25 protein-coding genes are annotated in these 25,304 nt (G+C 66.4%); 17 read left to right on the top strand and 8 right to left on the bottom strand.

Features of this window, described 5'->3' with window-relative positions; genetic code table 11:
* The first annotated feature begins 57 nt into the window (after positions 1-57).
* Positions 58-564 (top strand): MarR family winged helix-turn-helix transcriptional regulator, encoded by a 507-nt coding sequence (locus ACYVN4_RS07705; protein ID WP_460718679.1) that lies wholly within the window; start codon positions 58-60, stop codon positions 562-564.
* A gap of 17 nt (positions 565-581) precedes the next feature.
* On the opposite strand, the gene ACYVN4_RS07700 is transcribed toward ACYVN4_RS07705, so the two are convergent.
* Positions 582-1,160, bottom strand: a complete 579-nt coding sequence (locus ACYVN4_RS07700) for a TetR family transcriptional regulator (protein ID WP_460718677.1) — start codon at positions 1,158-1,160, stop codon at positions 582-584.
* Between the two features lie 86 nt (positions 1,161-1,246).
* On the opposite strand from ACYVN4_RS07700, the gene ACYVN4_RS07695 reads away from it, so the two are divergent.
* The 3 genes from ACYVN4_RS07695 to ACYVN4_RS07685 all read left to right on the top strand — a co-directional run bounded on the left by ACYVN4_RS07695 (position 1,247) and on the right by ACYVN4_RS07685 (position 3,391).
* Positions 1,247-1,552, top strand: coding sequence for a hypothetical protein (locus ACYVN4_RS07695; protein ID WP_460718675.1), 306 nt, complete (start codon positions 1,247-1,249; stop codon positions 1,550-1,552).
* A gap of 291 nt (positions 1,553-1,843) precedes the next feature.
* A complete protein-coding gene (locus tag ACYVN4_RS07690) occupies positions 1,844-2,449 on the top strand; it encodes a DUF4291 domain-containing protein (RefSeq protein ID WP_460718673.1) in 606 nt (201 codons plus the stop codon).
* A gap of 117 nt (positions 2,450-2,566) precedes the next feature.
* Entirely contained in the window at positions 2,567-3,391 is an 825-nt protein-coding gene (locus ACYVN4_RS07685; protein ID WP_460718671.1) for a hypothetical protein, read from the top strand.
* Here ACYVN4_RS07685 and ACYVN4_RS07680 read toward each other — a convergent pair whose 3' ends face one another.
* Together ACYVN4_RS07680 and ACYVN4_RS07675 are read right to left on the bottom strand one after the other, a co-directional pair.
* On the bottom strand, positions 3,392-3,958 hold the full coding sequence (locus ACYVN4_RS07680; RefSeq protein ID WP_379362785.1) for a TetR/AcrR family transcriptional regulator: 567 nt from the start codon (positions 3,956-3,958) through the stop codon (positions 3,392-3,394).
* A 187-nt stretch (positions 3,959-4,145) separates the two neighbouring features.
* Entirely contained in the window at positions 4,146-6,938 is a 2,793-nt protein-coding gene (locus tag ACYVN4_RS07675) for an aconitate hydratase (RefSeq protein WP_460718668.1), read from the bottom strand.
* Between the two features lie 182 nt (positions 6,939-7,120).
* Between ACYVN4_RS07675 and ACYVN4_RS07670 the strand changes: the two genes are divergently transcribed.
* From ACYVN4_RS07670 to ACYVN4_RS07645, 6 genes are all read left to right on the top strand, one after another.
* Complete coding sequence (locus ACYVN4_RS07670) at positions 7,121-7,669, top strand: Rv1476 family membrane protein (protein ID WP_460718666.1); 549 nt, start codon at positions 7,121-7,123, stop codon at positions 7,667-7,669.
* A gap of 261 nt (positions 7,670-7,930) precedes the next feature.
* Positions 7,931-9,346: an NlpC/P60 family protein gene (locus ACYVN4_RS07665; RefSeq protein ID WP_460718664.1), complete on the top strand. Its 1,416-nt coding sequence runs from the start codon at positions 7,931-7,933 to the stop codon at positions 9,344-9,346.
* Positions 9,347-9,664: 318 nt separating this feature from the next.
* Entirely contained in the window at positions 9,665-11,161 is a 1,497-nt protein-coding gene (locus ACYVN4_RS07660) for an FAD-dependent oxidoreductase (protein WP_460718662.1), read from the top strand.
* A 32-nt stretch (positions 11,162-11,193) separates the two neighbouring features.
* Positions 11,194-11,670: a hypothetical protein gene (locus tag ACYVN4_RS07655; RefSeq protein WP_460718660.1), complete on the top strand. Its 477-nt coding sequence runs from the start codon at positions 11,194-11,196 to the stop codon at positions 11,668-11,670.
* A 117-nt stretch (positions 11,671-11,787) separates the two neighbouring features.
* Positions 11,788-12,975, top strand: a complete 1,188-nt coding sequence (locus tag ACYVN4_RS07650) for an alginate lyase family protein (protein ID WP_460718658.1) — start codon at positions 11,788-11,790, stop codon at positions 12,973-12,975.
* 48 nt (positions 12,976-13,023) lie between these two features.
* Entirely contained in the window at positions 13,024-13,644 is a 621-nt protein-coding gene (locus tag ACYVN4_RS07645) for a hypothetical protein (RefSeq protein WP_460718657.1), read from the top strand.
* On the opposite strand, the gene ACYVN4_RS07640 is transcribed toward ACYVN4_RS07645, so the two are convergent.
* Entirely contained in the window at positions 13,626-14,111 is a 486-nt protein-coding gene (locus tag ACYVN4_RS07640) for a diadenosine tetraphosphate hydrolase (protein WP_460718655.1), read from the bottom strand. The two genes, ACYVN4_RS07645 and ACYVN4_RS07640, sit on opposite strands and share 19 nt — an antisense overlap.
* Positions 14,112-14,305: 194 nt before the next feature.
* Between ACYVN4_RS07640 and ACYVN4_RS07635 the strand changes: the two genes are divergently transcribed.
* Both ACYVN4_RS07635 and ACYVN4_RS07630 read left to right on the top strand, forming a co-directional pair.
* Positions 14,306-15,271 carry an MBL fold metallo-hydrolase gene (locus ACYVN4_RS07635; protein ID WP_460718653.1) on the top strand — a complete coding sequence of 322 codons (966 nt, stop codon included), beginning with the start codon at positions 14,306-14,308 and terminating at the stop codon, positions 15,269-15,271.
* An 11-nt stretch (positions 15,272-15,282) separates the two neighbouring features.
* Positions 15,283-16,224 (top strand): MBL fold metallo-hydrolase, encoded by a 942-nt coding sequence (locus ACYVN4_RS07630; RefSeq protein ID WP_460718651.1) that lies wholly within the window; start codon positions 15,283-15,285, stop codon positions 16,222-16,224.
* An 8-nt stretch (positions 16,225-16,232) separates the two neighbouring features.
* Here the strand turns inward: ACYVN4_RS07630 and ACYVN4_RS07625 are convergent, their stop codons facing one another.
* On the bottom strand, positions 16,233-16,700 hold the full coding sequence (locus ACYVN4_RS07625; RefSeq protein WP_460718649.1) for a MarR family winged helix-turn-helix transcriptional regulator: 468 nt from the start codon (positions 16,698-16,700) through the stop codon (positions 16,233-16,235).
* 156 nt (positions 16,701-16,856) lie between these two features.
* Between ACYVN4_RS07625 and ACYVN4_RS07620 the strand changes: the two genes are divergently transcribed.
* Genes ACYVN4_RS07620 through ACYVN4_RS07610 form a run of 3 tightly spaced genes read left to right on the top strand, consistent with a single transcriptional unit; the run spans position 16,857 to position 18,700 of the window.
* Entirely contained in the window at positions 16,857-17,537 is a 681-nt protein-coding gene (locus tag ACYVN4_RS07620; RefSeq protein WP_460718647.1) for an SDR family NAD(P)-dependent oxidoreductase, read from the top strand.
* Positions 17,538-17,565: 28 nt separating this feature from the next.
* Positions 17,566-17,982: a nuclear transport factor 2 family protein gene (locus tag ACYVN4_RS07615; protein ID WP_460718645.1), complete on the top strand. Its 417-nt coding sequence runs from the start codon at positions 17,566-17,568 to the stop codon at positions 17,980-17,982.
* 25 nt (positions 17,983-18,007) lie between these two features.
* Complete coding sequence (locus ACYVN4_RS07610) at positions 18,008-18,700, top strand: SDR family NAD(P)-dependent oxidoreductase (protein ID WP_460718643.1); 693 nt, start codon at positions 18,008-18,010, stop codon at positions 18,698-18,700.
* 10 nt (positions 18,701-18,710) lie between these two features.
* Here the strand turns inward: ACYVN4_RS07610 and ACYVN4_RS07605 are convergent, their stop codons facing one another.
* Positions 18,711-19,280: a TetR/AcrR family transcriptional regulator gene (locus tag ACYVN4_RS07605; protein ID WP_460718641.1), complete on the bottom strand. Its 570-nt coding sequence runs from the start codon at positions 19,278-19,280 to the stop codon at positions 18,711-18,713.
* Positions 19,281-19,319: 39 nt separating this feature from the next.
* Between ACYVN4_RS07605 and ACYVN4_RS07600 the strand changes: the two genes are divergently transcribed.
* Complete coding sequence (locus tag ACYVN4_RS07600; protein ID WP_460718639.1) at positions 19,320-22,571, top strand: arabinosyltransferase domain-containing protein; 3,252 nt, start codon at positions 19,320-19,322, stop codon at positions 22,569-22,571.
* Positions 22,572-22,609: 38 nt separating this feature from the next.
* On the opposite strand, the gene ACYVN4_RS07595 is transcribed toward ACYVN4_RS07600, so the two are convergent.
* Positions 22,610-22,939, bottom strand: coding sequence for a winged helix-turn-helix transcriptional regulator (locus tag ACYVN4_RS07595; RefSeq protein WP_460718637.1), 330 nt, complete (start codon positions 22,937-22,939; stop codon positions 22,610-22,612).
* A 108-nt stretch (positions 22,940-23,047) separates the two neighbouring features.
* On the opposite strand from ACYVN4_RS07595, the gene ACYVN4_RS07590 reads away from it, so the two are divergent.
* Positions 23,048-23,917, top strand: coding sequence for an alpha/beta hydrolase (locus tag ACYVN4_RS07590; protein WP_460718635.1), 870 nt, complete (start codon positions 23,048-23,050; stop codon positions 23,915-23,917).
* 16 nt (positions 23,918-23,933) lie between these two features.
* Here ACYVN4_RS07590 and mqo read toward each other — a convergent pair whose 3' ends face one another.
* Positions 23,934-25,289, bottom strand: a complete 1,356-nt coding sequence (gene mqo / locus ACYVN4_RS07585; protein ID WP_460718633.1) for a malate dehydrogenase (quinone) — start codon at positions 25,287-25,289, stop codon at positions 23,934-23,936.
* Positions 25,290-25,304: the final 15 nt, after the last annotated feature.

The following is a 25,304-nucleotide window of genomic DNA, read 5'->3' as shown; positions in this document are numbered from 1 at the left end:
TATTAGGTCGTTGATAATTCGCTACCGAACTATATGGCATCGAATAGAGTGTTGTCCATGCCTGACAAGAAGATTGATCCGGTGGACGTCATCCAGCGGCAGTGGCAGCGCGAACGGCCGGACCTCGACGGCACGGCCATGGCCATCCTCGGCCGCCTCGGCCGACTCCTGGTGGTGGCGACCGCGCAGATCGAATCCGTCTTCACCGCACACGGATTGCAGAGCGGCGAGTTCGATGTGATTGCGGCGCTACGCCGGTCCGGCGAGCCCTATGAGCTCAACCCCTCCCACCTCGCCGACACCCTGATGATGTCGCGCGCGGGCATGACCGGCCGCCTGGACCGTCTGGAGAAGGCGGGCCTCGTCCGCCGCATCGCCGACGCGGGTGACCGCCGCGCCATCAAGGTGGCCCTCACCGACCGTGGCCTGGAGCTCATCGACATCGTCGTCACCGAGCACTTCCAGAACGAAACCCGCATCCTGTCGGCCCTCTCCGAAGCCGACCGCGCCAACCTCGACCGCATTGCCCGCCTACTACTGGCCGACCTCGAACCCGGCGCGTGATCGATAGCCGCGGGTTGTCAGTCCGCGGGATCGGGTTCGGGCCGCCCGTGTGCGATCTCATGGAAGGCGGACCGCAGCAGCGCGGTGATCCGTTCCGGCGGAGCATCTTTCAATCCATCCAGCTGCAGCAGATGGCGGCCGATCACCACCCCGAGGGTGACCGCACCGAGCAATCCGGCCCGCAGCCCGGCATCGTCGTCCGCGAGATGCGCGGCGGCCTGTCGCTGCTGCTCGGCCATGGCGGCCCGGACTGCCTCGGCGGCGTCGGCATGCGTCAACATCGACCGAATGGCGGCGAGCGCATTCACCGGCTCTTCCTGGAGCTTGGCCCCGAGCGTCGCCAGCAACAGCTCGGCGGCCTGCGTGGGCGTACCCGAGATCGGCTCCCCGGCCCCGACGGCTGCGGTCCGCGCGAACAACTCTTCCTTGGATCCGAAATAGCGCATCACCAGCCCGGGATCGGTGTGTGCGGCAGTCGCCACCGCGCGAATCGTGGTGCGGTCGTATCCGGATTCAGCGAACAGCCGGGCCGCCGCGCTCAGGATCCGAGTCTCGGTATTGCGTCGCTGCTGGGCGCGAGTGGTCGCGGGATGCATCGATTCAGTCTACGGATGTTGACCGGGATCGACCGATGGGCGTAGTTTCGGTCTACCGCTGTTGACTGAAACTGAAGAGGCTCCCCATGTGGTCCACGGTCGTATTCGCCACTCTCGCAGGCATCATGGGCACCAACGCCCTCCCACACTTCATCAAAGGCCTACTGGGAGAGGAGTTCCCGAATGTCCTGGGCAACTCACCCCTCCGCAACGCCCTCGCAGGCTGGCTCGGCCTCATCCTCGCCGCCCTCCTCGCCACCGCCGCGAACCTCCCCGATCACGCTTGGCCCGGCGCCGTCGCCCTCGGCGCAGGGGCACTTGTGATGACCGCGTTCCACGGTCGGCGCGGCGCATTTCGCCTGAATGACACACTGCGCCTACCTAATCCGTAGCGCCAGGGGCCGTCCTTGAATGCTCCGCACTATGACGGCAGCGGCCGTTTGAGAACGCACAGGACGCTCCATGCGGTGTGCGTGCCGCCGGTCGTGAGATGCGATTGAGTCGTGAAGTTGACCATCTCCCACCCCTGCTGCGACCATCGGTCGCCTGCCACCAAGCCGGACCGGGCGAGGGAGCGCTCATCTCGTCATCGTAGGTCGACCGGGTCGGCGCTTCGACGAGATCGAGGCGGGAACCGAAAATGGTTGGTGGACAGGGACACGGTGCGAATAGCGTGCTGGCGCGTGACCGGGACATTCGAGATCAGGGCTGATTACGACCGCGACAGCATCGTGGTCTACCAGGCGTACTCGGCGGGCATCGCCGACCCCGCGGTGGCAGCGCAACGGTTCGTGCCGCCGTTCTCGACCGGGCGGATGACGTGGATCAAGCCGTCGTTTCGCTGGCTGATGCAGCGCAGCAACTGGGGGCGCAAGGCCGGACAGGAGCGCATCCTGGCAATCCGCATCACCCGTGCGGGATGGGAGGAGGCGCTGGGCCAGGCGGTTCTGACCAGTCCCGAGCGACGTGTCTACGCCGGAAACGAGGAGTGGCGCAGCCTTTTCCGGCACGCCGTCGTCCATGTGCAGTGGGATCCGGAGTACTCGGTGCGCGGAGCGAAACTCGACCACCGCAGCATCCAGGTCGGGCTGTCCCGCCACATCATCGACCACTACGTCCAGGACTGGACGGTCGAGATCCGTGACCTGACTCCGTTGGTGCGCACCATCTCCGAGCACCTGCGCAGTGGCCGCGTCGACCGCGCACGCGCCTTGCTGCCCCCGGAAAGGATCTACCCGCTCGGTGATGATCTCGCGCGGGCCATCGGAGCCGACGGCGCCCGAGGGTAAGGCCCGAGTCTTCGGGACGGGTACGGTGTGGACTGCTCATCGACCAGGGGTGGAAGGCGATTCATGACGGCGATTCTGCGATCGGAGGATCGGCTACCCGAGGCATGGAAACGGCCGATGGGAAAGCTGGTTATCGGTACGGCGCTCGTGGGCGCCTTCGCGATCTTCACCGGGTTCGTCGCGGTCGCGTCCACGGTCGCCCGTGAATGGGTGAAGGCCGGATTGACGGCGGCGTTCGCGGTGAGCGCGGGACTGCTCGTCTACGGTGTGCTGACGTCATTCTTCTACCGCAGGCACGGGTTCGCGGGCGGGGTGGCGATCGATTCGACCGGACCCGACGGGCCGCGCACGGTGCTGCGCGCCGGGCGGCTCGGCGGTCTGCTCTTCGTGGCGATCCCCGCCATACCCATCGCGCTCGGCTGGTGGGGGATTCTCAAACTGCAGGATCGGCTGCCCTGGTCGGATGGTGGCCTGTTTCATCCGCGCGGGTTCGGCGTCATCGCACTGATATTCGCCGTATACCCGGTCTGGGTCGGCGTGGAATTCCTGCGGGGCGGGTTCCGGACGGTCCGGATCACCCTGACTCCCTCCGGATTGCGCTATCGCACAATGGCATTCGAAATGTTCATCCCGTGGACCCGGATCAGTGCCGTCGGGCCCACCGTCGCCGCCGCGCGCCCCGGGGCGAACAGGCCGTCGATCATGGTGGCGTTCACCGACGGACCGGACGTGTGCCGGTCGGAATCGAGTCGCCTGGGCCGCACACTCGACGGCTACCCCCAGCCGGATCCGACCGACGGTATCGCGGTGCTGCGCATCGCGGCCTTCGCTCTCGACATCGGCGGTATGCGCACCCTGTCGGCGCTGCAGTTCTACGCCGAGCACCCCGAGGCCCGGGACGAATTGGGTACCGCCGAAAGCATTTCCCGGATCACCGGCTAGCTACTGCTTGCGGCGCACCGAGGCTTCGACGAGGTCGAGGACCGCTTCGAGGTTGTCGTTGGCATGGCCGGAGGCGATGCGGGCGATGAGGCCGTCGAGGATGAGGTCGAGGTAGCCGAGGATGACCTCGGTCGGGACGTCGTCGCGCAGGGCGCCTGCGGCCTTGCGGCGTTCGAGGCGGGCCACGGTGGCCGCGGTGAGTTCGGTGGAGCGTTCTTCCCAGTTGGCGCGGAACTCGGGGTCGTTGCGCAGCCGGCGGGCGATTTCGAGGCGGGTGCCGAGCCAGTCGAAATCTTCGGGGCGGGCGAGCATGTCACGCATGACCTGGATGAGGCCCTGGGTGGCGGCGACTTCGGCCATGCGGCCCGCGTCCTCCTGGGCCAAGGCCAGGAATAACGCGTCCTTGTCGCGGAAGTGGTGGAAGATCGCGCCCCGTGACAGGCCGGTGGCTTCTTCGAGGCGACGCACGGTCGCGCCCTCGTAGCCGAACTCCGCGAAGCAGCTACGCGCTCCGTCGAGAATCTGGCTGCGCCGGGCGGCGAGGTGGTCGTCACTGACCTTGGGCACTGGACTCCTCCGAAACGTGTTGTGCGGGTTCTCCTTATCGATCTTGCGACCAAATCGGAGAACCCGCACGAGCGACGAGCGAAGCGACCCGCACTGCGGGTCGCGTGGCGAGCACCGGGGAACCGGTGCCCGCCACCACGACTCGGCTTCGAAACAGCCCTTCGAAGACCGAGGCGAATCGCGGTGGTTAGCCGCGAATCATGTTGCGCAGCACGAACTGCAGGATGCCGCCGTTGCGGTAGTAGTCCGCCTCACCGGGGGTGTCGATGCGAACGACCGCGTCGAAGACGACCTTTTCGCCGTTCTCCTTGGTGGCGGTGACCTTCATGGTCTTCGGAGTCACACCCTCGTTCAGCTTGGTGATGCCCTCGATGTCGAAGGTCTCGGTGCCGTCCAGGCCCAGCGATGCGGCCGACTGGCCGACCGGGAACTGCAGCGGCACAACGCCCATGCCGATCAGGTTCGAGCGGTGGATGCGCTCGAAGGACTCGACGATGACGGCCTTGACGCCCAGCAGGCTGGTGCCCTTGGCGGCCCAGTCACGCGAGGAACCCGAGCCGTACTCCTTGCCGCCCAGCACCACCAGCGGGATGCCCGCGGCGATGTAGTTCTGCGAGGCGTCGTAGATGAAGGCCTGCGGGCCACCCGGCTGGGTGAAGTCACGGGTGTAACCGCCCGAGACGTCGTCCAGCAGCTGGTTGCGCAGACGGATGTTGGCGAAGGTGCCGCGGATCATCACCTCGTGGTTACCACGACGCGAACCCAGCGAGTTGTAGTCCTTGCGCTCGACACCGTTGGCGTCCAGGTACTGCGCGGCCGGGGTGCCCGGCTTGATCGGACCGGCCGGGGAGATGTGGTCGGTGGTGACCGAATCGCCCAGCAGCGCCAGCACGCGCGCGCCCGTGATGTCCTGCACCGGAGCCGGATCCATCGACATGCCGTCGAAGTACGGGGCCTTGCGGACGTAGGTGGACTTCTCGTCCCACGCGAAGGTGTCGCCCTCGGGGGTGTTGAGACCCTGCCAGCGCGAGTCACCGTCGAACACGGTGGCGTAGGACTTGGTGAACATGTCCCGGCTGATCGCCGACTTGATGGTGTCGTCGATCTCCTGCGCCGACGGCCAGATGTCCTTCAGGAAGACATCGTTGCCGTTGGTGTCCTGACCCAGGGCGTCGACCTCGAAGTCGAAGTCCATGGTGCCCGCGAGCGCGTACGCGATGACCAGCGGCGGCGAGGCCAGGTAGTTCATCTTGACGTCGGGGGAGATACGGCCTTCGAAGTTACGGTTGCCCGAGAGCACCGCGGTGACCGAGAGGTCGTTGTCGTTGATCGCGGCCGAGATCTGCTCCGGCAGCGGACCGGTGTTGCCGATGCAGGTGGTGCAGCCGAAGCCACCGACGTAGAAGCCCAGCTTCTCCAGGTACGGCCACAGGCCGGCCTTCTCGTAGTAGTCGGCGACGACCTGCGAGCCCGGGGCCATGTTGGTCTTGACCCACGGCTTGGACGCGAGGCCCTTCTCGACGGCGTTGCGGGCCAGCAGGGCCGCGCCGATCATGACCGACGGGTTCGAGGTGTTGGTGCAGGAGGTGATGCCCGCGACCACGACGGCGCCGTGATCCAGCACGAAGTCACCGCGCTCCGGATCCGAAACCTTGATCGGCTTCGACGGACGACCGGCATTGCCGTTGGCGGCGTTGGGAACCCGGCTGTCGTCGTTGGCGGTGCCCGACGCGACCGGATCGCTGGCCGGGAAGGACTCCTCGATCGCCTCGTCCAGCGCGGTGTGCGGGACCGGATCGTTGGTGTAGGTGCGGATGTCCTTGCGGAACGCGTTCTTGCTGTCCGACAGCAGAATCCGGTCCTGCGGGCGCTTCGGGCCGGCGATGGACGGCACCACGGTGCCCAGGTCCAGCTCCAGGTACTCCGAGTACGCGGGCTCGTTGTCCGCGTTGTGCCACAGGCCCTGCTCCTTGGCGTACGCCTCGACGAGCGCGAGCTGCTCGTCGCTGCGGCCGGTCAGGCGCAGGTAGTTGATGGTCTCCTCGTCGATCGGGAAGATCGCCGCGGTGGAACCGAATTCGGGGGACATGTTGCCCAGGGTGGCGCGGTTGGCGAGCGGAACCTCGGCCACACCGGCGCCGTAGAACTCGACGAACTTGCCGACCACACCGTGCTTGCGCAGCATGTCGGTGACGGTGAGCACGACGTCGGTGGCGGTCACGCCCGGCTTGATCTCACCGGTCAGCTTGAAGCCGACGACGCGCGGGATCAGCATGGAGACCGGCTGGCCCAGCATGGCGGCCTCGGCCTCGATGCCGCCGACACCCCAGCCCAGCACACCCAGGCCGTTGACCATGGTGGTGTGCGAGTCGGTGCCGACGCAGGTGTCGGGGTAGGCCTGGCCGTTGCGGACCATGACGGTCGGGGCCAGGTACTCGATGTTGACCTGGTGCACGATGCCGACGCCCGGCGGGACGACCTTGAAGTCGTCGAACGCGCCCTGGCCCCAGCGCAGGAACTGGTAACGCTCGCCGTTGCGCTGGTACTCCAGGTCGACGTTGCGCTCGAGGGCGTCGGCGGTGCCGAACACGTCGAGGATGACCGAGTGGTCGATGACCATGTCGGCGGGGGAGAGCGGGTTGACCTTGCTCGGGTCGCCGCCGAGGGCGGTGACGGCCTCACGCATGGTGGCCAGGTCGACGATGCAGGGCACGCCGGTGAAGTCCTGCATGATCACGCGGGCGGGGGTGAACTGGATCTCGGTGTCCGGCTCGGCGGACGGATCCCAGTTGGCGATGGCACGGACGTGGTCCGCGGTGATGTTCGCGCCGTCCTCGGTGCGAAGCAGGTTCTCCGCGAGGACCTTCAGGGCGTAGGGCAGCTTCTCGGTGCCGGGCACGGCCGCGAGGCGGAAGATCTCATACGAGTTGCTTCCGACCTCGAGGGTGCCTTTGGCGCCGAAGGTATCGATACTCGTCACGTTCAGCTCCACTCGTCTGTGAATGGGAGGGCCACCGGCGGGGCTGTGCCGGTGACTCGTCGGGGCGCTCGGCCCCGTCCGTTTTCCGACATTAACAGTACGCTTGTCCTGTGAGCACATCGGGGGCGTGAATCGCGAGGCGTGGTGAGGTGATACGACAAGTCGTCCCGTACTCTGCGTTCGTGACCGTCTCGCACAACTCGGTTTTCACGCCCTTGCGGGCGGAACTACCGCCCAACACCGACCTGAAGTCCATCATCGCCGATCTCGCCGATGATCACGTCTCCGCCCCCACCGGGCGTGACCACGAGGCGTTGGCCGCCATCGCCGCTCAGGCGCGTGAGCAGGGCATTCCGCTGGACATCATTGTGGTGCAGGGCAATCCGGGCATCGAGGCGAACCTGCGGGATCTGGCCAACGAGGTCGGCAAGGTCGAGCACGGGACCGTGGTGGTGTTCAGCGACGACTGGGTCGGCACCTACAGCGATCAGTTCACGCGTGGGCATCTGGAGTGGGCCGAGGACAAGGCCAAGTACCGCGGGCCCGACCACACCACCGAGGCGGCGCGGGTGTTCGTGGATCGGCTCGAGCAGCCGGAGACGGTGTCGTGGACAGTGATCACGTTGATCGCGCTGGGTGTGCTGATCGCGTCGATCGGCGGGTTGTATGTGGTGAAGCTGCGGCGGGCGCAGTCGGAGGCGGGCTCGGATCCGCTGACTCCGGTGGCGTGAGCGGGTAGCTCGGAGACAGTGTCTCCGTCGAGGGTCCGGGGTACTCCCCGGGCCCTTTTTGTTGTCTCGGGTCATTTCCGCTCAGCGTGTCGCGCAATGTGTCGCAGGGTGTTTCGCGCTCTACCAGCGAATACATAGCTAATCACTAATTACATCGGTGTGATTGTGGCGTGGCTGAACGATCTCGTCCTCGACGTGCCGTACGGTTTCGCGATGGCACGGTTGGGGATGGTGTGCCGGATGGGACTCCAGGGAGGTGCGATGCGACGATCGGCGAAGCCACGCAGGCACTGGCTGCGGGTCGCTACGGAGTTGCTCGTAGCGCTGATTGTGCTGGCAATGGGGATTGCCAGCGGGCACGCCGTGCCCCCGCCACCCCCGAACCCCAGCGACAGTGACCTCAACTCGGCAGGCGCCCAGGTCGATGCCGGCGTCGGCGAGGTGGGTGCGCTGATCAATCAGGTGGCCTCCGCCGAACAGCAGTTGCAGCAGCTCGACGACGCGGTCGCCACCCGCCGCGAAGCCGTCAACAAGGCGCTGGTCGATCTGCAGGTCGCCCGCGATGCCGCCGACGCCGCGGCCCGCGCGGTCACCCAGTGCCAGGCGGACCTCACCGACGCGGGCACGAAAGTCGATGGGGCGCACCGCGACTTCGACAAGTATGTGGCTCAGGTCTACATGCGGCCCGGTTCCACCTCGCTGATCAACTATATGGCCGCGCCCACCCCGGAGATCGCGCTCAATCGCGCCCAGGTGCTGACCATCGCGTCCAAGAACCAGCAGCAGGTGGTCGACGGCCTGCGGCACGCCCAGATCGACCAGGCCAACAAGACCTCCACCGCCAAGCAGGCCCGCCAGGCCGCCGATGCCGCCGCGGCCGACGCCGACGCCAAGAAGGTCCAGGCCCAGAACGCGGTCACCGCCGCCCAGGCCGAACTCGACCAGCAGAACGTGCTCCGCAACGGCCTTGTCTCCCAGCGTGATTCGGCCCAGCAACGGCTGGACGCGGCCCGTGCGAACGTGGCCGGACTGCAGGGGCAGCGTGACGCTTACCTGGCCTGGGATCAGCGCCGCAAGTCCGAGGAGGCCGCCGCCCGCGCCGCCGCGGTTGCCGCCGCCGCCCGCGTGGCCGCCGATCGCGACTCCGCCGACCGCGCAGCGCAAGTCGGCCAGGGCCATCGCCCGCACGTCGTGCAGGACACCACCCCGCCACCGCGCCGATCCATCCAGCCCGTGCGCCCCAACGGTTCCAGCTCCCAACTCGTCGAAACCGTCGTCGACCGCGCCATGGCCCAGCTCGGCGTCGAATACGCCTGGGGCGGTGGCGACGAGGACGGCCCCACCCTCGGCATCCGCGACGGCGGCACCGCCGACCGCTACGGCGACTACAACAAGACCGGCTTCGACTGCTCCGGCCTGATGATCTACGCCTTCGCCGGCGTCGGCGTGTCCCTCCCGCACTACTCCGGCTACCAATACACCATGGGCACCCGAGTCCCCGTCTCCGACCGAGCCCGCGGCGACATGCTCTTCTGGGGTCCCGGCGGCAGCCAACACGTAGCCCTCTACCTCGGCAACGACAAAATGATCGAAGCCCCCCAATCCGGCGACGTAGTCCGCGTCTCGACCGTCCGAGAAGACGGCATCATGCCCTACGCCATCCGCATCATCTCCTGAGCGCTCTGCAAGTAGCAGAAGAGCCTTGTCTACCAGTGTGATTGGGACGATGCGCAGCTGATCGACGTCGCTGGGGAACCTCAGTTTTGGCCAAAGGCCGCCAATGGTCATTTGTCCACATAGACTGCGCTGGTTCGTCCAGTGTTAAGAGGGTTTGCAATGCGTGTACCAGCGGTTACCGGAGCTTCGGGTCAGGGTATCGGGCGTCGGGGGTTTCTGGTCGGTGCTGGTTTATTGGCGGGGCTTGGTGGGGTCGTACGGCTGGGTGATGCGCCGCGGGCGCGGGCGGCGTTGCCGATCGGGCAGCTGGAAGACGGTGTGGCAGTGCCGATTCTGGTGATCGGGGCCGGGTATGGGGGTGCGGTCGCGGCGTTGCGGCTCGCGCAGGCTGGGCACACCGTCACGATCGTCGAGCAGGGTATGGCCTGGAATACGCCAGGGTCCGACGGCAAGATCTTCTCTGGAACCCTGCCCCCTGATGGTCGGTCGTCGTGGTTGTCGACCATGACCGATCAGCCGACCGATCACCTGCTCGGCATCCCCATCGATATGCCGGTCGAGCGGTACACCGGGGTGCTCGCCGCTGAACATTTCGGGGGTATCCGGGTGTATCAGGGCCGTGGCGTGGGTGGGGGTTCGCTGGTCAATGGTGGAATGGCGGTGACACCGCGACGCGAGTTCTTCCCCGATATCCTGCCCTCGGTCAACCCCGACGAAATGTATGGAACGTACTATCCGCGCGCCAACTCCATGTTGCGGGTGAACCATATCGACGAAGAATGGTTCGAGACCGCGCAGTGTTATCAGTACGCGCGGGTCGGGCGGGAACTGGCTGCGCGCGCGGGTTTTTCGACCACGTTCGTGCCCAACGTGTATGACTTCGACTATATGAAGCAGGAACAGGCCGGCACGGTACCGCTGTCGGCACTGAACCGGGAATCGTTGTACGGCAATAACTTCGGCAAGCAGAGTTTGGATAAGACCTACCTCGCCGAGGCTGCCGCGACCGGTCGGGTGACCGTTGTTCCCCTGCACACTGTCACCAGGGTGGCCCCGGCGCCCGGCGGCTATAGCGTTCGGATGGATCAGATCGGCACCGACGGCCACGTCATCGCCACCAAAAACGTGGTCGCACAGCGTGTTTTCTTCGCCGCGGGCAGTGTCGGTACGAGCAAACTCTTGGTCACGCAGAAGGCGACCGGGGCGTTGCCGGACCTCCCGGACTCGGTGGGGTCGGGTTGGGGCAACAACGGTAATGTGATGGCCGCCAGGCAGAATCAACTCACCGATCCGACCGGGGCCAACCAGTCCACCATCACCGCTCTCGGCATCGACAACTGGGACGACACCGCGGGCCCCGCGTTCGCCGAAATCACCTCGTTCCCCATCGGCATCGAAACCTTCGCGAATTTGCACCTGGCCATCACCAAGAACCCGAATCGCGGAACCTTCAGCTTCAACGCGGCCACCGGCGGGGTGGACCTGGATTGGCAAACCGCGTGGAATCAGCCGAGCATCGACGCGGCCAAGCGCATCCTCGACCGGATCAATGCCAGCGCGGGCACCACCTACCGCACCGACCTGTTCGGTGGCGGCAAAATCTGGGGCGACGAATTCGCGTACCATCCGTTGGGGGGCTGCGTGCTGAACGAGTCGACCGACAATTACGGGCGTTTGACCCCGTACCCGGGCCTGTATGTCATTGACAGCTCACTCATTCCCGGCTCGACCACCGTGAATCCGTTCGTCACGGTGACCGCGCTGGCCGAACGCAATATCGTCGCCATTATCGCCAACGATATGGGGAATCGGTGACTCACTCGCGTTTCAACCCTTACGATCATCGGGTGAAAGCTGTTGCCTCGGTTCCTCTGGCCGCCATCGCCGCATTGTTCGCCACTGGAATCGCCTCGGCCGCACCGGATATGACGGCGGCGTCGGCACGCGACATCGCCTTGACCTACCTGCGGGCATTGCCTGGTCGCGATGACGACACCGTGCCTTTCGCGCCGGATTGCACCCGCGTCGAAAACGGCATCGTGACCGGACTTTCCGGCCCCGACCTGGCCAACTATATGGACACCGGCACCCAATCCCAGACCGTGCTGCGGATCTACAACCTCACCTTCGCCGACACCGACGACGGCGTCATCGCGCACTACAACGTCGACGGCGGCATCCTCGGTACCCGCATTGCCACCGACGACGTCACCGAGCGCTTCGTGATCGCGAACGGCCAGATCAAATACATCGAGGCGACCAACGTTCCAACTCTCGCCGCCCTCCCGGACCGCCCCGGCACAATCGTGCTCTACCACCGCTGACGATCAGGTCCATTCACGTCGTGATCAGCCGACCGCGGCTGAAGACGAACCCAAGGAAATTCGGGCTTCTCGGGATCGGGTTCGTCGATGAGGATTGCGGGTGTGAGGCGATTCGTCATGGCGTACTATCCCCGATTCGTGTTGCCGATGCTGGCGGTGCTCGGGGTGTGTGGCCTGATGGGCTGGGTTATGGTGCCGCAGAATAGTTTCCGGGCTCCTCGGGCGGCGGCTGCGCCCGAGTTGTTCGTGCATCCGGGTGTTTTGGTGTCTCGAGCGCAGTTGGATCTCATGAAGGTTCGGGTGGCTACCGGGATGCAGCCGTGGAAGTCGGCTTACGATGCCATGCTGGCCAATGAGTTCGCCTCGCTGAACCATGTGGTCAAGCCGCGGGCGGTGGTGGATTGCGGGCCGCGGGATGAGCCCAACAACGGGTGCAGTGATGAGCGGCGGGACGCCGACGCGGCGTATACCGATTCATTGGTTTGGTACGTGACCGGTGACGCACGGTATGCGCGGAAAGCGGTGGAGATCATGGACGCCTGGTCGGCTGTGTTGACCGATCACACCGGGTCCAATGCGACGTTGCAGAGTGGGTGGGCGGCGTCGGTGTGGACGCGGGCGGCCGAGATCGTGAAGTACGCCTACGGTGACTGGGCGCAGGCGGACAGGTTCGGGGATCTCCTGCGCACTGTCTATCTGCCGCAGGTGATCATCGGATCGCGCTCGAACGGGAACTGGGAGCTCACGCAGATCGAGGCGACCCTCGGCATCGCGGTCTTCCTCGAGGATCGCGACAGCTACGACAAAGCGATAGCCATGTACCTCGACCGAGTTCCGGCCTACATCTACCTCACCGCGGACGGCCCGCAACCCAGATCCACCGCCCACACCCCCGCCGATCTCACCAAATTCTGGTGGGGCCAAACAGCACTCGTCGACGGCCTCACCCAGGAAACCTGCCGCGACTTCGCCCACACCGGCTACGGCCTCTCCGCCATCGCCCACATCGCCGAAACCACCCGCATCCAACAACGCGACCTCTACCCCCAAATCGCCGACCGCCTCCGAGCCGCCCTCGAACTACACTCCAAATACCAACTGGGCGAACCCCTCCCGGACTGGCTCTGCAACGGCCACCTGGACCGCTCCCTCGGCCCGGTCACCGAAGTCGCCTACAACGCCCTCCACACCCGCCTGGGCATGGACCTCCCCGAAACCGCCCGCCTAACCCTCCAACAACGCCCAGCCGGCGCCGACATGTTCACCCTCTGGGAAACCCTCACCCACGCCGACACCCCCGTCTGAGGTACCGCCACGCCGGGGTTGTCGGTGGGAGTGTGTTGGATGGCGGCTATGGACGAATTGCTGCGGCGACTGCCTGATATCGAGACTCTTCGGCAGCGCTGCCGGGGGATGGCGATGCTCGAGGCGGTGCTCAGTCCGGAGTGGGATTCTCGCTATTACTCGTTCAACACCAGGTGGGGTGTGGGGGAGGAGATGGCGTCGATGCGGGATGGGTCCGGGAACGACTGGTTCATCGTGTTCTCCGGTCTGGGCGTCTATGGTCGGGGATTCGACCACGAAGTGCCCAATGCACCACAGGTATTGGATGCCGTGCCGGGGGTGTTCGCTACCCAGGTTCGAGAGCCCGCGTTCGCCGATCACGATGGTTCACCCCTTGCGACCGTGTGTTTCTGGCGTGAACCGCTCGACTCTGTTTGGGGTGTGTCGGCCGCTGAGAGTGGCGGGAATGGGTTGTTCGACTTGCTGGTCGAGGGCACGCCGGAAAGCTACCTGGAATGGGCTCGGGATTATTACGAGACCGAGGTGAGCCTGCCTGCCGTTCAGCACATGTACGCGCAGCGGCCGCTGACACCGGAGGTGGCAGCCGTGCTGAATCCTGAGATCGACCTCGACGCCCTGCAGCAAGACTTGGCCGAAATCGGTTATCCGCATCAAGGATTCGATGCCTGAATCGCGCGGTCCAGTTCCTCGGTGATCAAGCGGCGGAGGGTGTCGTGGTGGGGTCCCAGGGTGTGTCGGGGGTCGGTCCAGTTGTCGCGGGGGTAGAGCCAGACCGGGCCCTGGACGAATTCGGCGGGCTCCCAATCGAATCGGGGCCAGATGTGTGCGTGCAGGTACGGCTCGTAGTTGCCTAGGATCTCCAGGTTCACGCGGCGGAACGCGGAATCGGTTGCGCGGCACGCTCGTTCGACCGCCTCGGCCAGCGCGTCCATTTCGGTGAGGAACGCGATGCGTTTGCCTCGGGGCAGGTCCGAGAGGCGGTGCACGGCCGGATCGTCGGTGAGCAGCAGCGAGTACCCGGGGAGGAATTGGGTCTCACCGATCATCGCGAACCCGGATTCCAGTCGGCGAAGGACCGTGGGGTTCTCGCCGCGGTGGGCGCTGCCGATGCGATCGGCCCGAAAATCATCGGTCATCACTGGAATCTAGCGCGGCGGCAGGGCTCGCCTGCCGGCATGGAACCATCCGCCCACCCGTGACCGGTCGATCTTGTTGCGCACTGGGGTACGCGGCCGACTCGCGATGAATGCTTGCGCAAGCAAGGAAAGGGGTTTAGCGTCGGAGGGGGTTGGCGCGAGGGCTGATCGCGCCGGTTGTGAAGGAGGACATCATGTCCCAGCACGTCGAATCGCTTCGGTTGCCGGATTACGCACCCCTTCCGGAGTCTGCGCTCGGGCCCGCGGTGAACGAGCAGGGGTATTACGTCGAGCGGGTGGCGCGAAACCTGTTCTGGGTCACCGACAGTGTGTATCTGTCGGCGTTCCTGGCCACGGCCGACGGGGTTGTCGTGTTCGATGCGCCGCCGACGATCGGGCATAACCTGCGGCGTGCGATCGACGAGGTCACGGCGCGGGAGGGCACCACGAATCGGGTTACGCACCTTGTTTATTCGCATCACCACGCCGACCATGCGGGTGCCGCGAGCCTGTTTCCGGACGCGATCCTGATCGGCCACGAGGAGACCCGCCGCCGACTGCTCAGGGACGACGATCCGACCCGGCCCGCGCCCGAGGTCACCTTCAGCGACGCCTACACCCTCGAGGTCGGCGGGGAGCGCGTCGAGCTCGCCTTCCGCGGCCCGAACCACACGCCCGACAACATCTTCATCCATTTCCCGGATCACGACGCGTTGATGCTCGTCGACGTGATCAACCCGGGCTGGGTGCCGATCTTCAACTCGAACCTGAGCGAGGACATGCCGGGGTACATCGATGCACCCGGCCAGGCGCTCGAATACTCGTGGACCAAGCTGATCGGCGGGCATCTGGGTCGCCTCGGCACCCGGGCGGATGTCGAACTCCACCAGGCCTATATCGCCGATATCGTCGCCGCCTCCTACCAGGCGCTGGAATCCGTCGATCCGACGCCGTATCTGGCGAAGTATCCGCCGAACCATTGGGGTTGGGTGAACGGCTATCTGGAAGAGGTGACGCGCACGGCGAGCGAGTCCGTGGTGTCGAAGTACACCGGCGTGCTCGCCGCGGCGGATATCGAACCGCTCACCTACACAACCACATTCATGATCATGCAGTCGCTGCGCCTGGACAAGGGCGTCGGTTCCCAGATCCACCCCTGAAAGGCGCGCACATGAAGCTTCCCGACTATGCCGCCGTCCCGCGCTCCGCGTTCGGACCGGCGGTCAATGAACAGGGTTACCACGTCGGCTTGATCGAGCGGAATCTGTACTGGATCACCGACGGCGACTATCAGTCCGCGTTCCTGGCGACTCGCGACGGGGTCGTGCTCTTCGACGCGCCGCCGTCGCTCGGGCACAACATCCGACGGGCGGTCGACGAGGTCACCAGCGCTATCGGAACCCCGCGCGAGATCACCCATCTCGTGTACACCCATCATCATTCCGATCACGCGGGCGGATCCTCGATCTTCGGCAACGACATCACCCGGATCGGGCACGAAGAGACGCGCCGTCTGCTCCTGCGTGACAACGATCCGAAGAAGCCCCCGCCCGAGGAGACCTTCCAGGATCGCCGGATGCTGGAAATCGGGGGAGAGCGCTTCGAATTGTCCTGGCACGGCGGCAATCACACGCCGGACAACTCGTTCATCCACTTCCCGGACCATGACGCCTTGATGCTCGTCGACATCAACATGCCCGGGTGGGTGCCGTTCTACGGCATCAATATCAGCGAGGATATTCCGGGCTATATCGCCGCGCCGGACCTCGCATTCGGATACGAGTGGAAGACGATGATCACCGGTCACCTCGGCAGGTTGGGGACCCGGGAGGACCTCGGCATCCACCACCGCTATATCGCCGACATCGTCGACGAGGCGAAAAACTCACTGGCGGAGATGGATCCGACGCCCTTCTTCGCGAAATACGGCGAGAATGTCTGGGCGGGCGTGAAGGAATGGCTGTACGCCGTATCCGAGGTGGCCGCCACCCGGGTCGCCGAGAAGTACGTGGACACCCTCGGGGCGGCCGACGTCTTCACCTTCAGTAATACGATGGCCATTCTCGAATCCATGCGCCTGGACCTCGGCTACCGCATGGACGTTCATCCCTGACGCGGCACTCAGAGATCAGCGCTACCGGCGAGTCCTTCGGCGATAGCGCTGAGTCCGCGTCCCATGGCCTCGAGATCGCGGGGGTCGATGCGGTCGAACGCGCGGGCGCGAACACTGCGCAGGTGAGTCGGCCAGGCCTCGCGCACCTTGGTGAATCCCGCATCGGTCAGGACGGCCTCGTTGCCGCGCGCGTCGGCGCTGCTGGTCTCCTTCGAAACCAGTCCGCGCGCTTGCAATCCGTCGATCACCCGTGTCATGCGGCTGGGGGAGACCCCTGCCTCGCGGGACAGCGCGGCCATGCGTAGTCGCCGGTCGGGCGCTTCGGACAAGGCCATCAGGGTCATGTACTCGTTGACGAGCAGACCTGCCGCGCGGCTCATGTCGGCGTGCAGCTCGCGGGGGAGGATGCTGCACACCCGCATCAGGTTGCGCCAGACCAGGTCCTCGTCGGGGTTCAGTGGTTCAGGCTGCGGCACGGGCGAAGTCTAACGGTCGGGTGATTCGGCGATGGCCGTGAGGGCGGGGCATGCCGGAAGACTATCGAAAAGTACTTGCTTGGGCAAGCAACGTGTTCTAGCCTCGAATCAGGCAGCGGACACGGGAGGTGTCCGCCCGGCGACAAGGAGCATGTGATGACCGAGCAGCACGTGGCATTGGTAGTCGGCGGGGGGCCGCTGGGCCGTTCCGTGGCGGAGATGCTGGTGGCCCTGGGCTACACCGTGGCCGGAGCCGATCGGAAGCCCGAAGGGCTGGAACAGCTTCCGGCCGGGGTGACGCGGATCGTCGGGGACGCGACGGATCCCGAAGGGGCGCAACGGATCGTGGCGGATACGGTGGCGGCGGTCGGTGCGCCTTCGGTGCTGGTCAACACGATCGGCACGTACGGCACGGGCGACGCGCTGTCCACCACGCCCGACGACTTCCGTCATCAGATGGAGGTGAACGTCGGTCCCGCACTGTGGTTGACGCAGGCGGTCGTGCCGCACATGCAGTCGGGGGGTGGCGGGTCGATCGCGTTCGTCTCGTCACGGTTCGGCACCGATGCCGAGGCGGGTATCGCGGCCTACAGCCTCAGCAAGGCCGCGCTCAACCACCTCGTCGTGGTGTTGAACCACGAGCTGCGGGCCTCCGGGATCCGCGTGAACGCCGTTGCGCCGCAACTCATCGACAACGCCGTGAACCGGACCTTCCTGCCCGCGGAGATGCTCGATCACGCGACGAAGCCCGAGCAGATCGCCGACCAGCTGGTGAACCTGGTGACGGACGTGGGCGCCCCGGTCTCCGGCGCCATCCTGCCCGCCTACGGCTTCTGAAAACCCCGCAACCCGAACGGAATACGCGATGAGCGACAACACCCCCGCGGCCGTCTTCCAGCGCAGCCTCGACGCCTTCCTCGCCAAGGACATGCGGGCCTGGGCGGACCTGTGCGCCGAGGACGTCGTGGTCGAGTTCCCCTTCTCGCCCGACACGCTGCCGTCACGACTCGACGGCCGTGAGGCGATCTTCGAATACCTGCGGTACTACCCGCAGATCATCGACATCCACGAGATCGACTCGGTCACCGTCTATACGACCGACCGGCCCGACACCGTCATCGCCGAGTGGAGCGTCCGGGGCCAGGTCATCCCCAACGGCAACAAGTACGACATGGCCTACGCCACCGTCGTCACCGTTCGCGACGGCAGCATCACCAACTACCGCGAGTACTGGAACCCGCTCGCCTTCGGTCAGGCCCTCGAGGGCGTCGCCTTCGGCTAGATCCGACGGATCGCAGGAGCACGAAATGTCAGTCAGCAGTAGCCGGGTCGCGGTCGTCACCGGGGGAGCAGGGGCGATCGGCGGAGCGATCGTCGAACGCCTCGCCGCCGATCACACCGTCGTCGTGCTCGGGCTCGAGGGTGACGTCAAGGTCGACCTCGCCGACGCCGAGGCGGTACGGCACGCGGCGCGAGAAGTCCTGGCCGACTACGGCCGCGTCGATGTCCTCGTCCACGCCGCCGCCATGGTCGCGTTCACGCCCATCGACGAATTCGACCTCGACACCTGGCATCAAGTCCAGGCCGTCAATGTCGAATCCGCGCTACTGCTGACCCAGGCCTTCGTGCCCGGCATGCGCGAGCGCGGCTTCGGCCGCCTCATCTTCGTCGTCTCCAACACTTTCTGGCGCCCCGCCGGCGGCCACCAAATCGCGTACGTGGCCTCCAAAGGCGCCCTGATCGGCATGATGCGAACCATGGCGGTGGGCCTCGGCCCCGACGGCATCGCAGCGATGGCCGTCGCCCCGGGCCTCACCCGAACGCCCGCCACCACGGTCGTCCCCGCCACCGAATTCGCCGACGTAGCCGCCCATCAACCCCTCCCCAGACCGCTGACCCCCGACGACACCGCAGCCGTAGTGGCCATGCTCGCCCGCGACGAAGCCGCCGCCCTCACCGGCCAAACCCTCATAGCCGATGGCGGTTTGGTCCTCCACTAACGGGGTTGTCCTAGAACGGAGCCAACAGGACGTCGTCGATGAGGCGGATGAATTCGTCGTCGATGCGAGTGGGGTCTTCGGCTGTGAAGTAGCGGATCAGGAAGCCTTGCAGGGCGCTGAGGCCGAGGGCCGCTCGGGTAGCGGCGGTGGCGGGGGGCATGCCCACGGCCAGCAGGCGGGCTTCGAAATTGCGGATCAGGGTGGCGAGGGTCTCGCTGGTGTAGGCGGCGTAGGGGCTGTCCTGGGCGCAGGAAGCACCGAAGACCTGCAGCAGGATTCGGACGCCGATCCGGCGTTCGCCGCGGGTGATCGCTGACCAGTCGGCGAGGAGGTAGGCGCGCAGATCGGCGAGCGAGGACGAGATCTCGGGGTCGGGGGCGAAGCGGCGTTGCATGTGGGTCAGGACATCGAGGATCAGTTGTTCCTTCGAGCCGAAGTAGTAGATGAGCATGCGGCCGCTGGTACCCATCCGGGTGGCGAGGGAGCGCAGTGAGGTATCGACAACGCCACTGCGGGAGAGGATTTCGCAGGCCTGATCCAGCAGCGCCTCGCGCTTGGCGGAGTCGGCCCGGACTGTCACCCCTTGACTGTAACAAGTGTTTCAACTAGATCTTGCACGGTGACTCGTAGCCTGGAGCGTGTCCCCGTTCGTGTCTCGCAGGACCCCGCGGTCGACGGTGCCCGGTGGTGGCGTCGAATCGCGGTGGTGGCCGGGCTGATCGGTGCGTTCCTCGCGGTGCTGGTGCCGATCCTGCCGGTGAATCAGCAACAGGCGTCGGTGCAATGGCCGCAGGCGAACGCGAGCAGCGTGACCTTACCGCTGGTGTCGTATTCGCCGGTGAGCGTGACCGTCGACATCCCTTGTGCCGCAACGACCGGACTCGGTGCACACGGCGGGAACGTGGTGTCGACGGTGCCACCGGGCTCCGGACAGGCGTGGCACTACGGCTTGAATGTTCTTGTCGCACCGCAACAGAGCGGGAGCCGACTGCAGGTGGTGCTGCGGGACCGAACCCTGCTGGACACTCCGGTCGCCGATCTGCCGCCGGGATGTGTGGTGTCGATCGTGTCCGACGTGGACCACACCGTTGTGGCTGGCGGAATCGGCGAACCGGTCACGGTGCCAGGGGATTTCCGTCCCCAGGTGGTCGGGCTCTTCACCGATCTCACGGATCCGGCCAGTTCGGGCATGCGTGCCGATGTGCTGATCGATTCACGGTTCACGACCTCGCCGACGCTCTGGAAGCTCGCGGCAATCCTCGGAGCGTTGGTGGCGACGGCGCTGGCCCTGTGGGCGTTGCACCGCCTCGACGGTCTCGACGGCCGCCGCAATCGACGAGTCCTGCCCCGGCGCTGGTGGCGGCCCCGCCCGGTCGACGGCGTGATCATCGGCATCCTCGTGCTCTGGTACTTCATCGGCGCGGGCACCGCCGATGACGGCTATATCCTCGGCATGGCCCGAACCGCCGGTCACGCAGGCTATCTGGCCAACTACTTCGCCTACTTCGGTGTACCCGAGACGCCGATCGGCATTCCTTACGACTACCTGTTCGGCGCCATGGCTCAGCTCTGGCCCGCGAGCATCGCGGTGCGACTGCCGGGTCTGCTGATCGCGATCGTGTGCTGGCTGCTGATCAGCCGTGAGGTGATGCCCCGGCTGGGCATTGCCGCGCGGACCGAGCGGGCCGCGATCTGGGCGGGCGGGCTGCTGTTCCTGGCGTTCTGGCTGCCCTACGACAACGGTCTGCGCCCGGAACCGGCTGTTGCCCTGGGGGTTCTGCTGACCTGGGTGTCGATGGAACGCGCCCTGGCGACCCGCCGATTGACACCCGCTGTGCTCGCCTTGCTCCCGGCCGCGCTGGCGGTCGTCACCAACCCGTCGGGTCTGATCTGCATCGCCGCCCTGTTGGCCGGGGCCCGCCCCCTGGCGCAGATCGTCGTCGAGCGTGCCCGCAGCACCGGCTATTTCGCAGTGATCGCGCCCGCGTTGGCGACGGGCGCGGTGATCCTGACCGTCGTATTCGTCGGCCAGCCGATCTCCTCGGTCGCGCCGATGCTCGCGGCCCACCAGGCGGTCGGCCCGAAAATGCCGTGGTACGACGAGTATCTCGTGTACGAGAACCTTTTCCAGCCGATCCCCGACGGGTCGCTGGCCCGCCGATTCGCGATGCTCGCCCTGTTGCTGGCACTGAGCGTGGCGGTACTGGCACTGCTGCGCCACGGCGGCCGGATTCCGGGGCTCGCGGCGGGCCCGACCCGGCGGATCGTGGGCACCACGATGGCCGCGATTCCACTGATGACGTTCTCGCCCACCAAGTTCACCCATCACCTGGGTGTCTTCGCGGGACTCGCCGGAGCCGTCGCCGTGGTCGCGGGCGTCGCGGTCGGCCCGCGCGTCATCCGGTCGGCGCGCAACCGCGCCCTGGTGGCCGCCGCCGTGCTCGCCCTACTGGCGATGTCGTTCGCCAGCTCCAACAGCTGGTGGTATGTGGCGAGCTACGGGATCCCGTGGTGGGACAAGCCGATTTCGATCCACGGAATCTCCATCGGCACCGTGTTTCTCGCGCTCTCGCTGCTGGCCGTCGTGGTCGCGGGCTGGTGGCATGTGCGCGCACCGTTCCGCCGTACCGAGCACGCACCGCGCAGGCGGATCCCGATTTTCACGCTCGCCGTGGCGCTGGTCGTGGTCGTCGAGGTGGCCTCGTTCGTGAAGGCCGCCGTCGACCGATACCCGGCCTATTCGATCGCGAAGTCGAACTTCTCGTCTCTGGTCGGAAAGCCGTGCGGACTGGCCGACGATGTCCTGGTCGAGCCGGATCCGAACACCGGTATCCTGCAGCCGGTTTCGGGTGACACGTCCACCTCGTTGGGAGCCGGATCCAGCGACGGCTTCACAGCCGACGGCGTCAACCTCAACGACCTGGTCCCCGACTCCTCCGATGCCGCGGCCGCATCGGTCGGCCAGTCGCTGGGCAGCTCCGGCACGACGACGAAGTCCGCTACCGACAGTGTGAGCGGTCCCGGCGCAGGCCCCCGCACCGGCATCAACGGCAGCACCATCCCGCTGCCGTTCGGCCTGGACCCAGCCACCACGCCGATACTGGGCAGCTACGGAAGTCCCGGTGCCGCCAAGACATTGATCTCCGCCTGGTACCGCCTGCCCGCTGCGTCGACCGGAGTGGGTCGCAGCGAGATCATTTCCGTCGCCGCCGCGGGCCGCATCGCCTCCACCGACCTGGACAACCTGCCCGTGGCGGGCCAATCCGTGCAACTCGAATACGGTGTCACCGACGCCGACGCCATCACCCCGCTGGGCCGCATCACCCCCGACGATGTGAGCGTCCTGCAGCCCTCGTGGCGCAACCTCCGCATTCCCCTGAATCGGCTTCCGGCCCAAGCGAATGTCGTCCGCATCGTCGCCTCGGTCGACAGCACCGACCCCCAGCAATGGGTGGCCCTCACCCCGCCCCGCGTCCCGCGCCTGCACACCCTCGACGCCTTCGTGGGCCACTCCACCCCGGTCCTGATGGACTGGCTCGTCGGCCTGCAGTTCCCGTGCCAGCAGCCCATGCCGCACCGCAACGGTGTCGCCGACCTTCCGAAATACCGCATCACCCCGGAGTTCTCGGCCACCATCATGACCACGAACTGGGAGAGCCACACCTCGGGTGGCCCGCTGGGCTACACCGACCTCCTGACCGCCACACAGGCGATCCCGACGTACCTCCGCGACGACTGGAAACGCAATTGGGGTGACCTGCTCGCACTCACGCCCTACGTCGGCTCCGCCACTCCGGCGCAGATCGACACCACTACCGTCCAGCGCTCCGGCCTGTGGTCTCCGGGCCCACTCAACTTGCCGATCCGTTAGGAAGAACGCCTTGGCTCACTATCCGTCGTGAGTCGAGGTCAGCGCGGATGGTCGATGGCCCAGGCGCAGATGGCTGCCAGTGGGGTCTCCAGGGACTTGCCGAGTTCGGTGAGGGAGTATTCGACGTGTTGGGGGGCGGTTTGTTTGTAGACGTGGCGTTCGAGGAGGCCGTCGGATTCCATGCCGCGCAAGGTTTCTGTGAGGACCTTTTGGGTGATGCCGGGGAGGCGGTGGCGTAGGCGGGCGGGGCGTTGGGGGCCGTCGAGGAGGGCGTAGATGAGGAGGATGCGCCACTTGGCGGCCAGGCGTTCCAGGGCTTGGCGGGTCGCGCAGGATTCCTCGAGGACGTCCGGGATGACCAGGGACATCTCGCCTCCGTTCGGAAGGGCACCGCGAAGTGCCTTCTGTCGGTGGCGGCGGTGCGCGCCTACCGTCATGTTCACCGTAATCGGACGATAGCGAGACGAGAGAACGAGATGACAGTCAGCGCAGTGCCGTTCAGTTTCACCAGTGCGGGGGACCGGCTGGTGGGCAATCTGTATCTGCCGGAGGGTGAACCGCTGGGTGCGGTGGTGACGACCGGGCCCTTGACCTCGGTCAAGGAGCAGGCGGCGGGGGTGTATGCGGAGGCGTTGGCGCGGCGGGGGTTCGCGGCGCTGGCCTTCGATCACCGGACCTTCGGTGAAAGCGAGGGGGTGCCACGGCAGTTGGAGAATCCGCTGGGGAAGGCCGCCGACATCAGTGCGGCTGTCACGGCGTTGCAGGCCGATGCGCGGCTGGCCGGGAAGCCGGTGTTCGCGGTCGGTGTGTGCGCGGGCGGTGGGTACATGGCCCGTGCGGTTGCCGACGATCCACGCATTCGAGCCTTTGCCGGTGTTGCCGGGGTCTATCCGGATGCGGCTACCTCCCCGGCGGATCCGGCGGCGATCGAGCGGGGACGCCTGGCCCGCGAACGCCGCCTGGCCACCGGGGAGGTGGAAACCATCCCGGCGGTGGCCGCCGACAACGGTGATGTGGCCATGCCGTTGACCGAGGCGTTCGAGTACTACGGCACCTCGCGGGGCGCGGTGCCCAACTACACGAACGGATTCGCCGTCGAATCCTTCGAGCACACGGCCGGTTTCGATGCTCAGTCCGCGGCCGCGCGCCTGAGCATCCCGTTCCTGCTCGTGCACTCCGAGCACGCCCTGGTGCCGCCGTGGGCCCGCAAGTTCTATGCCGCGGTGGGCTCCCCGAAGTCGGAGCTGTGGCTGGACTCGGTCGGGCAGATCGACTTCTACGACGATCCCCGCCTGATCGAACCCGCCGCCGACGCAGCCGCGGCACTGTTCCGCAGCGTGCTCTGAGCCGGACACAGCCGGACTATCCCGCGAGTACCGCGGGGAAGTCCGGCATCAGCCGCCGTAGCGTCGGCTCCCACTCCGAAATCTGTTGCGGGAAGCAGCGATCCAACAGTTCGGCCATGATGGCGGGTGCCGTGGACGCGCCGGGGGAGGCACCGAGCAAGCCAGCGATGGTGCCGTCGGCGCCGGTGACGAGCTCGGTGCCCATGGTCAGCACACCGATGTGGTCGGGGTCGGGTTTGACGAGTTGAGCACGCTGCCCGGCGGGCACCAGGTACCAGTCGGCTGGGTCGGCGTCGGGGTAGAAGCGTTGCAGCTGAGCGAATTTGCGTCGCCGAGTGGCGAGCAGTTCACCGATTAGGTAGCGCACCAGCGCCAGATTCTGCAGACCCGCCGCCACCAGAACCAGAATATTCGTCCACCGCAGCGTGGTGAACAGGTCGGTGAGCCGCCCGTGCTTGAGCAGCCGGGTACTGAACGTGGCGTAGGGGCCGAACAGCACCGATTCCTGCCCGTCGACGACGCGCTTGTCCAAGTGCGGCACCGACATCGGCGGAGCGCCGACCGGGGCCTGGCTGTAGACCTTCACATCGTGCCGCGCCACCACCTCCGGATTGTCGGTGCGCAGGAACTGCGCGCCCACCGGCAGCACCCCGTAGCCGCGCACCTCAGGGATCCCCGCCCGCTGTAGCAGCCGCAACGCGTACCCGCCCGCCCCGACGAAAACGAACCGCGCGCGAATAACGAAGCGCTGCCCGGTGTTTCGATCACGCCCGGAGACCGTCCAGATCCCGTCGTCGCCGCGCCGCAGCCGCGTCACCTCGTGGCCCGTGCGCACCTGCGCGCCGCTCACGGTCATCGCATCCACCAAGGACTCTGTGAGCGCACCGAAGTCGACATCGGTGCCCGCCTCGTACCGGGTCGCCGCCACGGGCTCGGCGGAGTCGCGCCCGTCCATGAGCAAGGGAGCCCAGCCCGCGATGACCGCCCGATCCTCGCTGTACTCCATCGCCGCGAACGCGGGCAACCGGCGCAAGGTCTCGAACCGCTGCCGCAGGTAGGCGACATCCTGCTCGCCGAACACCACATCCATGTGCGGCGTCGGCGTCGCGAAGGCCGTATCGGTCAGCGCACCGCGCTCGGTGAGCCCGGCCCAGAACTGCCGCGACAACGCGAACATCGCGGCGATCTCGGCAGCCTTCCCCGGCTCGCCCGCATCCGGCATGTAGTTGAGCTCGCAATACCCCGAATGCCCGGTCCCCGCGTTGTGCCACGGCGCGGAACTCTCGGCGGCGACCCGGTCGAGTCGCTCCAGCAGCGCCATCGACCAATCCGGTTGCAGCGCAGCGATCATCGCACCCAGCGTGGCGGACATGATCCCGACAGTGGC

It is taken from the genome of Nocardia heshunensis (assembly GCF_054782115.1).
Note: the sequence above shows the minus strand (reverse complement) of the source record. Positions and strands in the feature narration are given on the sequence as shown.

What these genes read in the sequence shown, in the direction of transcription:
- ACYVN4_RS07645 (WP_460718657.1), top strand. Translation starts at nt 13,024, where the DNA reads ATGGACGAATTGCTGCGGCGACTGCCTGATATCGAGACTCTTCGGCAG.
- ACYVN4_RS07705 (WP_460718679.1), top strand. Translation starts at nt 58, where the DNA reads ATGCCTGACAAGAAGATTGATCCGGTGGACGTCATCCAGCGGCAGTGG.
- mqo (WP_460718633.1), bottom strand. Translation starts at nt 25,289, where the DNA reads ATGTCCGCCACGCTGGGTGCGATGATCGCTGCGCTGCAACCGGATTGG.
- ACYVN4_RS07595 (WP_460718637.1), bottom strand. Translation starts at nt 22,939, where the DNA reads ATGTCCCTGGTCATCCCGGACGTCCTCGAGGAATCCTGCGCGACCCGC.
- ACYVN4_RS07635 (WP_460718653.1), top strand. Translation starts at nt 14,306, where the DNA reads ATGTCCCAGCACGTCGAATCGCTTCGGTTGCCGGATTACGCACCCCTT.
- ACYVN4_RS07640 (WP_460718655.1), bottom strand. Translation starts at nt 14,111, where the DNA reads ATGACCGATGATTTTCGGGCCGATCGCATCGGCAGCGCCCACCGCGGC.
- ACYVN4_RS07665 (WP_460718664.1), top strand. Translation starts at nt 7,931, where the DNA reads ATGCGACGATCGGCGAAGCCACGCAGGCACTGGCTGCGGGTCGCTACG.
- ACYVN4_RS07615 (WP_460718645.1), top strand. Translation starts at nt 17,566, where the DNA reads ATGAGCGACAACACCCCCGCGGCCGTCTTCCAGCGCAGCCTCGACGCC.
- ACYVN4_RS07620 (WP_460718647.1), top strand. Translation starts at nt 16,857, where the DNA reads ATGACCGAGCAGCACGTGGCATTGGTAGTCGGCGGGGGGCCGCTGGGC.
- ACYVN4_RS07590 (WP_460718635.1), top strand. Translation starts at nt 23,048, where the DNA reads ATGACAGTCAGCGCAGTGCCGTTCAGTTTCACCAGTGCGGGGGACCGG.
- ACYVN4_RS07700 (WP_460718677.1), bottom strand. Translation starts at nt 1,160, where the DNA reads ATGCATCCCGCGACCACTCGCGCCCAGCAGCGACGCAATACCGAGACT.
- ACYVN4_RS07630 (WP_460718651.1), top strand. Translation starts at nt 15,283, where the DNA reads ATGAAGCTTCCCGACTATGCCGCCGTCCCGCGCTCCGCGTTCGGACCG.
- ACYVN4_RS07650 (WP_460718658.1), top strand. Translation starts at nt 11,788, where the DNA reads ATGGCGTACTATCCCCGATTCGTGTTGCCGATGCTGGCGGTGCTCGGG.
- ACYVN4_RS07685 (WP_460718671.1), top strand. Translation starts at nt 2,567, where the DNA reads ATGGGAAAGCTGGTTATCGGTACGGCGCTCGTGGGCGCCTTCGCGATC.
- ACYVN4_RS07610 (WP_460718643.1), top strand. Translation starts at nt 18,008, where the DNA reads ATGTCAGTCAGCAGTAGCCGGGTCGCGGTCGTCACCGGGGGAGCAGGG.
- ACYVN4_RS07695 (WP_460718675.1), top strand. Translation starts at nt 1,247, where the DNA reads ATGTGGTCCACGGTCGTATTCGCCACTCTCGCAGGCATCATGGGCACC.